The organism is Persicitalea jodogahamensis (assembly GCF_014651615.1).
Classification (GTDB): Bacteria; Bacteroidota; Bacteroidia; order Cytophagales; family Spirosomataceae; genus Persicitalea; species Persicitalea jodogahamensis.
This window is the reverse complement of record NZ_BMXF01000001.1, coordinates 1930373-1943252: the sequence shown is the minus strand read 5'-3', so window position 1 is coordinate 1943252 and position 12880 is coordinate 1930373. Positions and strand designations below refer to the sequence as shown.

At 53.3% G+C, this 12880-nt stretch carries 9 protein-coding genes; 7 read left to right on the top strand and 2 right to left on the bottom strand.

Going from position 1 to position 12880, the window contains the following annotated elements; all coding sequences use genetic code 11:
• Positions 1 to 16: 16 nt before the first annotated feature.
• The 4 genes from IE117_RS07970 (at position 17) to IE117_RS07955 (ending at position 4715) form a co-directional block, all read left to right on the top strand.
• A complete protein-coding gene (locus IE117_RS07970; protein WP_189563758.1) occupies positions 17 to 1006 on the top strand; it encodes a YheT family hydrolase in 990 nt (329 codons plus the stop codon).
• Between the two features lie 65 nt (positions 1007 to 1071).
• Positions 1072 to 2976, top strand: a complete 1905-nt coding sequence (gene serA, locus IE117_RS07965) for a phosphoglycerate dehydrogenase (protein WP_189563757.1) — start codon at positions 1072 to 1074, stop codon at positions 2974 to 2976.
• 139 nt (positions 2977 to 3115) lie between these two features.
• Positions 3116 to 4198 (top strand): aminotransferase class V-fold PLP-dependent enzyme, encoded by a 1083-nt coding sequence (locus IE117_RS07960; protein WP_189563756.1) that lies wholly within the window; start codon positions 3116 to 3118, stop codon positions 4196 to 4198.
• 82 nt (positions 4199 to 4280) lie between these two features.
• Positions 4281 to 4715, top strand: a complete 435-nt coding sequence (locus IE117_RS07955; RefSeq protein WP_189563755.1) for a hypothetical protein — start codon at positions 4281 to 4283, stop codon at positions 4713 to 4715.
• A gap of 3 nt (positions 4716 to 4718) precedes the next feature.
• Here IE117_RS07955 and IE117_RS07950 read toward each other — a convergent pair whose 3' ends face one another.
• Both IE117_RS07950 and IE117_RS07945 read right to left on the bottom strand, forming a co-directional pair.
• Positions 4719 to 6923, bottom strand: coding sequence for a hypothetical protein (locus tag IE117_RS07950; RefSeq protein ID WP_189563754.1), 2205 nt, complete (start codon positions 6921 to 6923; stop codon positions 4719 to 4721).
• Between the two features lie 24 nt (positions 6924 to 6947).
• A complete protein-coding gene (locus IE117_RS07945; RefSeq protein WP_189563753.1) occupies positions 6948 to 8144 on the bottom strand; it encodes a sialidase family protein in 1197 nt (398 codons plus the stop codon).
• A 271-nt stretch (positions 8145 to 8415) separates the two neighbouring features.
• On the opposite strand from IE117_RS07945, the gene IE117_RS07940 reads away from it, so the two are divergent.
• From IE117_RS07940 to IE117_RS07930, 3 genes are all read left to right on the top strand, one after another.
• The gene (locus tag IE117_RS07940) at positions 8416 to 8955 is read left to right on the top strand and encodes an RNA polymerase sigma factor (protein WP_189563752.1); all 540 of its coding nucleotides are present in this window, start codon (positions 8416 to 8418) and stop codon (positions 8953 to 8955) included.
• 273 nt (positions 8956 to 9228) lie between these two features.
• Positions 9229 to 9402: a hypothetical protein gene (locus IE117_RS07935; protein WP_189563751.1), complete on the top strand. Its 174-nt coding sequence runs from the start codon at positions 9229 to 9231 to the stop codon at positions 9400 to 9402.
• 28 nt (positions 9403 to 9430) lie between these two features.
• Positions 9431 to 12847, top strand: a complete 3417-nt coding sequence (locus tag IE117_RS07930) for a SusC/RagA family TonB-linked outer membrane protein (RefSeq protein WP_189563750.1) — start codon at positions 9431 to 9433, stop codon at positions 12845 to 12847.
• Positions 12848 to 12880: the final 33 nt, after the last annotated feature.

The following is a 12880-nucleotide window of genomic DNA, read 5'->3' as shown; positions in this document are numbered from 1 at the left end:
AATCCGTTGAAACTTCATGCCACTACTCCGCACGCACGATCATCAGGCACCTTTCTGGCTACCCAACGGCCATCTTCAAACTATATTCCCCGCACTGTTCAGAAAAATTAAAGATGTCCGCTACACCCGCGAGCAGATCGTAACGCCCGATGAGGACTTCCTGAACCTGGACTGGTCGCAAACCGGGCAAGGCAGTGCCAACGCACTGGTTATTCTCTCCCACGGGCTGGAAGGTGACAGCCAGCGGCAGTACATCCTCGGCATGGTGCGGGCGCTGACCCGACAGGGCTTCGACTGCCTGGCCTGGAACTACCGCTCCTGCGGCGGCGAAATGAACAAACAACTGCGGTTTTACCATAGCGGGGCCACGGAAGACCTGGAAACCGTGGTTCGGCACGCCTTATTGAAGGGTTACCAGACAATTCATTTAATGGGATTCAGCCTGGGCGGCAACCTGACTCTAAAGTACCTGGGGGAAAAGGGAAAGTCGGTCTACTCCGAAATAAAAAAAGCCGTCGTGTTCAGTGTCCCCATGGATTTGCTGGCGTGCAGCCGCGCCATCGAGAAGCCCGAGAACCGGCTGTATCTGAAACGATTTCTGGGTTCGTTGAAACCAAAAGTACACGCCAAAGCGGCCGTTTTCCCCGAAGGGATCAACGCCGGAGACTACGCCAAGGTCAAAACCTTCTACGATTTCGACCACATTTATACGGCTGCGCTGCACGGTTTTGAGGGGGCTGACGATTACTACCGGCGCAACAGCGCCAAGTACTTCGTGGAATCTATCAAAATTCCTACGCTCATTGTCAATGCCCTGAATGATCCGCTCGTTCCGGCTGAGAGCCTGCCGCAAGCCGCGATTTCGCGATTACCGAACGTGTGGCTGGAACTAACCGGGGCGGGCGGGCACTGCGGTTTTCGGGACCGAAAGACAAAAAACGGGCTTTATTGGTCAGAAAAGCGAGCCATAGAATTTTTGGTGGAGGAATCCCCGGCTGTTTCGTAATTTTGCGACCTTCAAAGCATTTCACTATACTAACAGGCGAACAAATTCAGCCCAAAAACCTCCCCATGTTGACCCAAACTTTGAACCCCACCCACATTGTCATAGATTTTGACAGCACTTTTACGAAAGTAGAAGGACTGGACGAACTGGCGATGATTGCCCTGGCTGCCCACGAGGACCGCGAAGCTATCGTGCAACAAATCCGTGAACTAACGGATCTGGGCATGAACGGCGAAATGCCCTTTGCCGAGGGATTGCGCCGCCGCATCGCGTTGCTCTCCGCCAATCGCAGCCATATCGACCTTTTGATTGACTATCTGCGCACCAAGGTTTCGGAGTCGTTTTTGCGCAACAAGGCGTTTATCACCGACAATGCCGATCATATCTATGTGGTCAGCAGTGGCTTCAAAGAATTCATAGTACCCATCGTCACGGAACTGGGCGTTCGGGCCGAGCACGTTTTTGCCAATGAATTTTTGTTCGATGAAGAGGGAAACATCATCGGTGTGGACGAGAACAACGTACTGGCCAGCGATGGCGGCAAGATAAAATTGCTGCGGACGCTCAATCTGGTGGGCGATGTGTATGTCATCGGCGATGGTTATACCGACTACGAACTCCGTGAATCGGGTCTGGCAAATCGCTTTTATGCGTTCACCGAGAATGTGAATCGTCCGCGGGTCGTCGAAAAGGCCGACCACGTGTCGGGTTCACTGGATGAATTCCTGTACGACAATAAGTTGAGCCGCAGCCAGTCGTATCCCAAGAGCCGCATCAAGGTACTTTTGCTGGAAAATGTCCATCCGGCAGCGAAGAAGGCTTTTGAGGACGAAGGTTTCAACGTAGAATTCCTGAAAGGAGCCCTGGACGAGGACGAACTTTGCGAGCGTATCCGCGACGTGTCGATCATCGGCATCCGGTCCAAGACCCAACTGACCAAAAAAGTACTGGAAAGCGCCAACCGCCTGATGGCAATCGGGGCCTTCTGCATCGGCACCAATCAGATCGACCTGGAAACCGCCACCGAGCGTGGGGTGGCAGTGTTCAACGCGCCTTATTCCAATACCCGCTCGGTAGTTGAGCTGGCCATTGGTGAGATGATTATGCTGATCCGGAATATCGTCCCCAAGAGCAATTCCATGCATCAGGGGATCTGGGACAAATCTGCCAGCGGTAGTTACGAGGTCCGGGGCAAGAAACTGGGCCTGGTCGGTTACGGAAACATCGGTTCGCAGTTGTCAGTCGTAGCCGAAGCCCTGGGGATGGAGGTGTATTTCTACGACGTGGTCGATCGCCTGGCCATCGGGAATGCCCGTAAGGTCAATTCCATGGCCGAATTGTTTGGAATCGCCGACGTTATCAGCCTGCACGTGGATGGTCGCAAAGACAATACCTATATCGTCGGGAAGGAGCAATTCGACCAGATGAAGGACGGCGTGATTTTCATGAACCTCTCGCGCGGTCACGTCGTGGAAATCGACGCGCTGGCTGCGGCAATCAAGAGCGGAAAAATCGCCGGGGCTGCGGTGGACGTTTTCCCGCAAGAACCAAAAACCAATAACGAAGCCTTTGAAAGTGAACTGGTTGGTCTGGACAATGTCATCCTGACGCCCCACATCGGTGGCAGCACGGAGGAAGCGCAGGAAAATATCGGTCACTACGTACCGAGCAAACTGCTGGAATACATCAACAACGGCAGCAGCTACGGCAGCTACAATTTTCCGGAAGTGCAGCTCCCCAAGCTGGGTGATTCGCACCGCCTGCTGCATGTCCACGCCAACGTGCCGGGGGTACTTGCCAAGCTGAACAGCATATTTGCCAAGCACAATATTAACATCACGGGCCAATACCTGAAAACGAACGAGACCATCGGCTATGTCATCGCTGATATTTCCAAAAACTACTCCGAAGAATTTGTCCGGGAACTCAAAGCGGTGGAAGGGACGATTCGGTTTCGGATGCTTTATTAGGTCAAGGGTTAAACGGTCAAAGGGTTAAACGTCGTTCTGCGCTATCCGGTAGATTTCGACAGAAAAGAAACCTGCGAACCGTTGACCATTTAACCATTGACCTTTTAACCTAAAAAGAAAACGCTACCAACCCCGCCCCATGCCCCAAACTTTTTTCACTCCCGGCCCGGCCGCCCTCTACCCTACTTTCGAGAAGCACCTGAAAAGCTTCGTGGACAGGCAATTGGGCTCTGTTTCGCACCGCAGCCAGCAGTACCGCGATTTGCACAAATTCACGGTCGAGCAACTGCGTACATTGCTTTCCGTCCCCGAAACGCATCAGATCCTGTTTTTGGGTTCGGCTTCGGAGGCCTGGGAGCGGATTCTGCTGAATTGCGTGGAACACGAGAGTTTTCACCTGGTGAATGGCTCATTTTCACAAAAATTCCGTGATTATGGCGATGCCCTGCGCAAGTACACCCACACCTTTGAGAAGCCGATGGGCGAAGGCTTCGACGCCGCCACAATCTCAGCTCCTGAGTACGCCGAACTCATTTGCACCACCCACAACGAAACCAGCTCGGGGGTACAGATGCAGGTAGCCGATATTCACAAACTCAAAAACAAGTACCCCGACCAACTGCTGGCGGTGGATATGGTATCCTCTGCCCCCTATCCGGCGCTGGATTACGAATTGGTGGATACCGCCTTTTTCTCCGTCCAGAAAGCCTTTGGCATGCCCGCCGGTCTGGGCGTCTGGATCGTGAATGAGAAGTGCCTTGCCAAGGCCGAACGCCTGAAGAAAAATGACAGGCTTACCATTGGTGCGCATCACGATCTGCCGACTCTGTGGAAGTTTGCCCAGAAACATGAGACACCCGCTACGCCCAACGTGCTGGCAATTTATATCCTGGGCAAAATAGCAGAGGATTTCAACCGAATCGGGGTAAACCAAATGCGAAAGGAAACCGAATACAAAGCTGGACTACTTTACAACTTCGTCAGGAAGCATTCAAATTTTGAGGCATTTGTCAAGGAAGCGCGTTGGCAATCGCAAACGGTGGTGGTAGCCAACACAAAAATGGATTCCCCGGCGGTAATCGGCAAGCTCAAAGAAAAGGGAATGGTCATCGGCAGCGGCTACGGCGAATTTAAGGCTTCGCAGGTCAGGATCGCCAACTTTCCGGCAACCTCTGTCGAGCAGACCGAAAGCCTGGTGAAAGCCATGGAGAAGCTGGGGTGAGAGCCCACCCTATGCGTGAATACAGTTACGTACACTACCTAGGACTGGAAGTCGTTTTATACAGCAACCCACCAGAACACCCATGTCACAACTCACGCTGTTGCTTTTGCTCCTGATTACGGCCGCTCCCCTTGGTTGTTCACCCGAAGTGATCAAAAGTATCCGTCTGCAAGAATTCACGCGCGGGACGCAGCGGAGCATCGAAGTAGATGCCGAGAAAACAGTCGTGATAATAAACGAGGCGGAGGAAACGACGAAAACCGACCCGGTAGTTTGGAAGGAATTGAAGGGGCAAATCCTGGATTTGCCCCTTACCGCACTGGATAAAGTGACCGTTCTGAGCAAAAAACACCAGTTTGACGGCGCATTGGCCGCTTCCCTGACCATAACTACCCCCGACAGTACTTACACCTCACCCACCTTCGACCACAATGCTCCACCCGCTGAATTGAAAGCCATTGTCGATCGTCTGTACCAACAGGTTCCGGCGGCAATGCGGGAGCGTTTCGGGCAGTAACCTTTACTTCATCGGCGGGCTGATCACGCCCAGCCACCTTCCCATCCAGTAAGGCAACAGCCAGATGTCCCCCGCACTGTTTTCGGACGAGCCATTACTTTTGCTTTTGCTGTCCAACTGAAACGTATTGGCATTGTGCCGCCGGATAGGGCGCTCGTCGGGCGGTAGTACTTCGGCGGTGGTCTGGCCCCGAAAATTGGGGTCGATCAGTTTGATGTCCTGCCGGTGGCTGTTCTGAACATCCCAGTTTATCATATCGAGCGGGTATTCCTGCAAATACCAAACAGCCTCCGTTAGGTCGAAGTTGGGCGTTCCCGTCAGGGCCGTGAAGATATTCCAGGCCCCTTCCTTTTCGGGACGCTCCGCTTGCCAGTGATCGAGGATGGCCTCCTTGTATTTGGCCCGCAAAGTATCGTTGAAGGCGTAGCGGTACAAGCCCCAGTACCCCACAAAGTACATCTCGTCGTCGGAGTGGTTCCAGCCATCCGACAGGTTTTGCGCCAGGGCGCCCGATTCATCGGTAGCTTTGCCGATTTCGCTCATCGGACGCATCAGATTTTCCAGGTAGCCGTGCTTTTGCAGCAGTTCCATCGCCTTCTCCTTATATTTTTCTTTTTTGGTGAAGTGGTAAGCCGTTTGCAGCATAGCCGTGATATTGGATGAATTCAGCTTCCGATCGCCAATGTTGGTTGGGAAGCCATTGACGTAAGCCGGATTCCATTTGCCCCACTGGGTGGGTTTACCGTCGTAGTCGATCAGGTACAAGTCATGGTCGAGGATGTGCCCCATAAGGGTGTCGATGAGGGCAATAGAGCGCCGTTTGAGAGCAGGGTCATCTATCAGCTCGGCCATCGCGCCGAAGGCAAAAATATGGCCGATGGCCTCATCGCTGCTCGTGGTTGCCTTCCAGTCCCACTCCGGGTTTTCGGAATGCTGCCAGCGGTCCGGATCTGACAGCTGGTCGATGTAGCCACGTCGCTCGAAAGAGCGCGACGGAAAACCGGCTACCGGATTGATGGTGTAAAGCCGCTCCATGGCGTCCAGTGATTCGCGGCAGTTTTGCAGGGCTTCGGGGTCTTTGGTAACCTTGTACCGAAAAATTTCGCCGCCCAGGTACATCGACGTCCACAAGCCGTCGTTGTCCGAGTCGCCAAGGTACCCCGTGGCAAGGTTTCCCTTGTCCATTCGGGTAACGGTGGCATTGAAGCCGTTACGGATATGCCGCATTCTGACCTGCTTATCGTAAAACATTGCCTTGTCGTACAGCGTCATGAACTTGAATTTCAGTTCGCCCAGCCCCGATTTGGTCAGAATCAGCACTGAGTTCTCCGGGCCTTCGGCGATATCCACCACCTCGTTGCCCGGCAGCCAGCGCTCGCCATAGTAGTAGTCGATTTTACCGTCTGCATTTACCGCAAAAGCCCCCTGTGAAGTACCAAAGTAGCTCTTGTTGCCAATGATCTTGACCGCCGTGATATCGGTAGCAGGCAGTTTGTTTTTCAATACGGCCTTTTTCGCCGCGGGATTCCATTCCTGGTAGCCTTCCGAAGTACCCACTACGGCCCTGGAATTATCGGCGATGTCGAAAGCGGTGAAGTTTTTTCCACTCAGCACCTCGGTCCATTCCAGGGTGGCGGGCGTGAAGGTGTGCAGTCCCGACTTCGTCAAAACCCAGAATTGCATTTTTTGCGGCTGGTACTTTATGTCGAGAATATCTGACACATCCTCCTGCCATACCTTTTTATTGTCCACCAAAAAGACCAGTTTCTGGCCATCCGAAACAAGAAAAGCAAAATCCTCGCCGCCCGCAAAGTGTTTGGCACCGGTCAGCCCGTGTTCGTCATAGAGGCTGCCCGCCCAGGCATCGCTCAGGATGGCTTTGTCGCCCAGAAACACGAATTGATTCTGGTAAGCCCCCAGATCACTGAGCTTTTTGTCTTTGATAAACCGGTAGCGACCGTCCGGCACGATGCTTCCGGGATAGAGAAACTGACCGCCATGGGGCAGCATCAATCCCTGCGAAGACAGAATTTTGATCACGCCGTTGCGATCAGCGCGCACTTTCCTGAGCTCCACATCCGGAGCATCCAGATAGTACTTTACGCTATATTCCTGGACGAATGGCTTGTCCTGATAGGCGCGTTGGGCTTTTGCCTGACAAATAGCCAGGACCAGGATTGTCAATAAGATCGGAAACAATTTTTTCATGCGAATCGATTGAATTTTGGGGTTTTACTTCTTCATTTCCTTTGGGTCGACCACCACGTACTTGATCGTCTCCCGTTTTCCATCCCGGCTGTACGAATAAGTTATCCGCAGCAGCCCGTCGGTGCCCTGCGTCAGGCAGGGGTAGGAGAAACTACCCTGGTCCTTTGGTTCGTTTTCCAGATAGGTTTTCCACTTCCACGACTGGCCTTCATCGTCGGACAGAAACAGGGCCAGCCGATACCGGCCGTCCACGACATCGTTTCCCACAAATGCCCAGCTGCCGTCACGCAGCGTCAGCAACGCCACGCTTGCCGTGTTCGGAATGTCTGTTTTAGTCGCCGCCGACCAGCTTTGCCCACCATCCTCCGATTCGCTCACCTGCACCCTTGTGGGCCAGTCGCCGCTGTCGCGGAGGTAAGCGACCAGGTTCCCGTTTTTCTTTTGGGCCAGGGCAGGCTGGATGGGCCCGCGCCCCACGAGCGGCAGGCTGGGTAGCCAGGTAGTTCCATCGTCGTTCGAAATCGCCATGAGCGAAAAGTTAAAACCGTCAGAATACAGCGGCAGGACAATCTTCCGGTCTCCCAGCAACAACGGCTTGATCCGGGTCATCCAGCCCGTACTACGCTTGGTGGGATCGGCTGCCGCATCGGCAATCATAGCATCGTAGCGCGGGGCATACTCGGCCCAGCCGCGCGGTAGTTCGGGCAGAGATTTCAGTTTATTCTTCACTTCTGCGGCAAACGATTCGTCGGGTTTGAGCAGGATATTGTCCTGCCAGTTCCAGACGGGCGCTCCGTCCTTATTGTATTCCGTCGAGGTACGCAGCCGCAGGATCGATTGTTCCCAGCGGTTGGCCTGCACCGCAATCCACACCAGAAACAACTTTTTTTCGTGATTCAGGAAAAGTACCGGATTGCAGTCCGGAAGATGGGGCGTGTCAGCCATCAGGAAGGGCGCAGACCACTGCTTCGAGCCTTTTTTCAGCCGCGCCCCCATGATCCGCACATCATCGGCAGACCTTTCGCCACTGCCCTGAAACCAGGCCGCGAGCTGATCGCCGTTTGGCAATTCCACCAGGCTGCTGCCATGGGTGTGGTCTTCCTGCGGGGGGAAAATCAGTACTTCGGAAATTTTAGGAGTGAGTGGCAGGGAGGTCTGCCCGCGGGAGGTAATGCCCAGCGTGACCGTCAGCGCAAATAGAAGGATGATTTTGATATGCATGAAGTTTTGGCTCAATTTCCGCAATGATTACTCCCGACAAGAGAATTTGGGCTATCTGAAATTTAACAAATTGGCAATATGGACAAGCCGTAAATTACGCTGACATTATGAAATTGGCGATTTGCGCAAAACGAGGATAGATTAACGCAAAATGCGACGTAGCTTGTTTTGGAAACCGGTAAATTTAGGTTCCTAAACGTAAAATGGTTGGATGATTCACTGTTCTATCCTACTGTTCCTGAAACCTATCGTCAATAAAACCTCCCTTGACATGACTCAGCCAGACGCCCTCCTCCTCCAAAAGATCATCGACGGCAACCGCAGCGCATTCGGCACACTTTACCAGTTCTACCGAAAGCCCGCGTTACGGTTTTGTATCACGCTTCTCAAAGACGAGGCCGAGGCCGAGAACGTACTGCACGAGGTGTTTCTGAAAATCTGGGAAAGAAAAGAGCAGATCAATCCCGCCCTGAATTTCAACTCCTATTTATTTACCTGCCTGCGAAACTACGCGTTCGATCACTTCAAGCGCATGGAGAAGGACCGCAGGTTGCGGGAGCAGTACCTTCAGCAGATGACTCACCAACTACCTGAAGAATCGGAGGATAAGCATGAGCAATTCCAACTGCTGGACGAGGTTGTCGGCAACTTGTCGGAGAAGCGCCAGCAGGTACTTTTGCTCAATGTCTACGAAGGAAAATCCTATCAGGAAATCGCCGAATTGATGCATATTTCCAAAAACACCGTCAAAAACCAACTCGTCAAAGCGCGGCAGATCCTGCGTGACCAGTTTTCGGTGGCGTTTGCGTGAATTCAGGGTACATCCCCGAGTACTGCAAGGTACTTTCAGAGTTATCGCGACTTTGACTTTATACTTCTATTAAACCCGTCCCTCCATCTGAGCCCCTGAAGAAAGCAACTGACAACGGTGGCCCCGCCCATCGGTGTCAGTTGTCTTCGATACGCCCAAACTTCGTCGTGGCTTCGTATCGGCTCGCCAAAAATTAACATAAAGAAAATATAGCCCGGATAGTCCGATTGATCAGCTGGTCAGTATTATGTGTAAACCAGCAAATTAGAACGGATGCCCTCGCATGATAGAGCTATTCAATTGATTGAAAAGCTAGTCAGAAACGCTCTGTCGGAAGAGGAATTGAACGAACTCCTCGCAAACATCGGACAGCAGGAAATGACCGCAGAGTACTCGGTCATATTGGAAAAATATTTTTACGGATTGCTTACCAAGGATCAAGAATAATTTTTCACACTCAAACCAATCGAATGCTATGAAAACAGGATTACTTCTCCATCTAAGGGCCGGGTTGGCGACCGCTCTGCTGCTGGCGCTCAGCGTGTCGGTGACCCTGGCGGGCCCTCCCCTCGCGACGGCATCCTCCACCATCCGTACCGTCAGCGGTACGGTCACTTCGCAAGCCGACGGCTCCACGCTTGCGGGAGTCAACATTGTATTAAAAGGTACACAAACGGGTACTTCCACGGATGCTTCGGGTAGTTTTTCGCTATCAGTACCCGATAATGGAGCTACGCTGGTCTTTTCTTTTATCGGCTACGAATCTCAGGAGGTAGCGGTGGGCAACCGCAGCGTGATCAACGTATCACTGTCCGAAAGCTCCGAAAACCTGCAGGAAGTCGTGGTGACGGCCCTGGGCATTAAGCGCGACGAACGCTCCCTGGGCTACTCGGTGGGCAAGGTGGACGGCAATGACCTCAGCCGCGTGGCTCAGGAAAATGTGCTGAACGGCCTCGCAGGGCGCGTAGCAGGTGTTTCGATAAGCTCCACGGGCGGCGCAGGCTCCTCGGTGAGCATGGTGATTCGCGGAGCGACTTCGCTCAGCAACGACAACCAACCGCTGTTCGTGGTGGACGGTATACCTATCACCAACTCGCTGAACAACATTAGCCAGGTGGGCCGCGATAACAAGGTGGATTATGGTAACGCCATCGCCGACCTCAATCCCAACGACATCGAAAACGTTTCGATCCTGAAAGGGCCGAGCGCCGCCGCACTTTACGGTTCGCGGGCGGGTAACGGCGTGGTAATCATCACAACCAAGAGTGGATCGAGTGCCAAGAAAATGACGGTTAATATCTCATCGAATACAGTTTTGGAAAAGCCGTACAAGTTTTTGGATATGCACTCCAAGTTCGCTACAGGTATTCTACCTTTCACACCCGACAACAACCCGTATCCGGGCGGGGTACTACTAATCGACGAAGGCTCCGCCGGAGGAGTGGGGCCAGAGTTGGACAAGGGCTACAAAGCCATTCAGTGGAACAGCCCGATCGGAGCTGACGGCAAACCCATCCCGACTGAGCTGGTGTCGCACCCCAACAACGTGCGCAACTTCGTGCAGACGGGCATCACGACAACCAACGGTGTATCCGTTTCCAACAACAGCGACCTTGTCACCTATCGCCTTTCGTACTCCAATATGCAGAACCGGGGCATCATCCCGAATTCTGATTTGTTCAAAAACAACCTGGGACTAAACTCGACGTTAAAACTGAGCAATAAATTGCAGTTGAGCACCGTCGTCAACGTGAGCCGCAGCAACTCGAACAATCGTCCGGCGGGCAACCGGGGCAGTAACCCTATGCAATGGGCCTACGCCGTGTCGCCACACATCGACATCCGTGACATGGAGAATTATTGGATCCCTGGGCAGGAAGGCATTCAGCAACTTTCGCAGTCAGCCGGTAATTTTAACAATCCTTATTTCCTAGCCTACGAGGTCAACAACAGCTTCGTGCGCGACCGGGTATATGGCAACATGAAGGCTGACTGGCAGATTACGCCGGAGTTCAGCGTGATGGGTCGCTTCTCGCTAGATACGTATAACGAGCAACGTGAAACTAAGATTGGCAACAGCTATACTCTTGAGCCGCGCGGGGGATACGGCATTATCGACATTCAGCAGTTTGAGCGCAATACCGACGTGCTGGCCACTTACGCAAAGGATTTCAACGATTTCAGCCTTTCGGTTTCGGGCGGGGGAAACATCCGCTATCAGACTTCCTCTAACGCAAGCACCGCCAGTCGCGAACGGACGGGGCTGGTCATTCCGGGGCTTTTCACGCTGGGCAATATCGCACAGACCGATATACAATACAGCAGCTACCAGAGCCAACGCGCCATCTACAGCGTGTATGGCTTGGCTAACTTTGGGTATAAAGACATGGTATTTCTGGACGTGACCGCCCGGAACGACTGGTCAAGCACTTTGCCCAAGGCAAACCGCTCCTACTTCTATCCCTCGGCGTCGCTGAGCGTGCTGGTCAGCGAAATGCTGCCTTCGTCCAACACCCTCAGTCTGCTGAAACTACGCGGCGGCGTGGCACAGGTGGGTAACGACACCCAACCTTACGCCCTGCTGAACACCTTAGGCAACGCAGAGGCCTGGGGCGGCATCACGCGGCTGTCCAAGTCGGGCAATATTCTGCTACCCGATCTGAAGCCCGAAATTGCGACTTCTTACGAATTTGGGGTGGATGCGGCTTTGTTCCGCAATCGCCTGCGCCTGGCAGCTACCTACTATATGGTGGAAAACCGCAACCAGATTATCCCCACGCGGCTATCGCCTTCAACGGGTTTCTCGACCAAGAATATCAATGCGGGGCTGCTTCGTAGCAAAGGCATCGAACTGGCCCTGGGCGGCACGCCCATCGACAGGAACGGCTGGCGGCTGGACGTTAACGCTAACCTGACGCGCAACCGCACCCGGATCGTGGAACTGGCCGACAACCTGCCGTTTTACACCCTCTGGACCGACGCCAAAGGCGGCGCCTGGACCTACGTAGGCGACGAAATCGGCGACATCTACGACGCCGAGATGGTGACTGTTACGGATAAGAGTTCGCCCTACTTCGGCTATCCGATTCTGGACGATAATGGCTCATGGCAGGATATCAGTGCCTCGAACACCCGCAACAAAATTGGCAACTTCAACCCCGACTTTATTCTGGGTGGACAGGTGTCGCTCAGCTACAAGGCGTTCAGCCTGAATATGTCCTTTGACTGGCGTAAGGGCGGCGATTTCGTTTCACAAACCTACCGCTACGGCGAGTCGGATTTGAAATCACAACGCTTCCTCGATAACCTCATTAATCCTAATGGTCTGTCGGGCGATGCTTTGGTCAACTACCTGAAAGCAAATGAAGATGAATTGATCAGAGTCAACCAAAACGGAAAGTTCAACATTGTGGGCGGTCCCACGGCAGAGTACGGCGGGTTCCCGTTCAGCTATGGTGGCAACACCTACGACTACGCGGTGTTCAATCCGGGCGTGATTGCCCAGTATAACGCTGAGGGCGAGATCATCGGCTATACCGAGAACCTCGGCGGCCCCGACACAAAATACATTCCCTACGGCGACAACTACCCGTGGAGCTTTACCCGCGCCGCTACTTTCGATGCGGACTTCATCAAGCTGCGGGAAGTCTCGCTGGCTTACAATCTGCCGCCCGCTTTTACCAAAAAGTTGAAAATGCAGAACGCCAGCGTCTCGGTTTACAGCCGGAACATCATTCTCTGGACCAAAGCCAAAATCGGCATCGATCCCGAAATGGCCTTCCAGCAAGAATCGGGTGCACAAGCCGGAACGCAGTTCAAGCAGGGCATCGAGCGCTACAACGTGATTCCCTGGGTGATTCCCGTGGGTGTACGGCTTAATTTGACATTTTAACTTTTAGATACTGGACGTTGGCTATTGGATCTT

Coding starts and splice junctions, on each gene's coding strand:
- IE117_RS07970 (WP_189563758.1), top strand. CDS start 17: ATGCCACTACTCCGCACGCACGATCATCAGGCACCTTTCTGGCTACCC.
- serA (WP_189563757.1), top strand. CDS start 1,072: ATGTTGACCCAAACTTTGAACCCCACCCACATTGTCATAGATTTTGAC.
- IE117_RS07960 (WP_189563756.1), top strand. CDS start 3,116: ATGCCCCAAACTTTTTTCACTCCCGGCCCGGCCGCCCTCTACCCTACT.
- IE117_RS07955 (WP_189563755.1), top strand. CDS start 4,281: ATGTCACAACTCACGCTGTTGCTTTTGCTCCTGATTACGGCCGCTCCC.
- IE117_RS07950 (WP_189563754.1), bottom strand. CDS start 6,923: ATGAAAAAATTGTTTCCGATCTTATTGACAATCCTGGTCCTGGCTATT.
- IE117_RS07945 (WP_189563753.1), bottom strand. CDS start 8,144: ATGCATATCAAAATCATCCTTCTATTTGCGCTGACGGTCACGCTGGGC.
- IE117_RS07940 (WP_189563752.1), top strand. CDS start 8,416: ATGACTCAGCCAGACGCCCTCCTCCTCCAAAAGATCATCGACGGCAAC.
- IE117_RS07935 (WP_189563751.1), top strand. CDS start 9,229: ATGCCCTCGCATGATAGAGCTATTCAATTGATTGAAAAGCTAGTCAGA.
- IE117_RS07930 (WP_189563750.1), top strand. CDS start 9,431: ATGAAAACAGGATTACTTCTCCATCTAAGGGCCGGGTTGGCGACCGCT.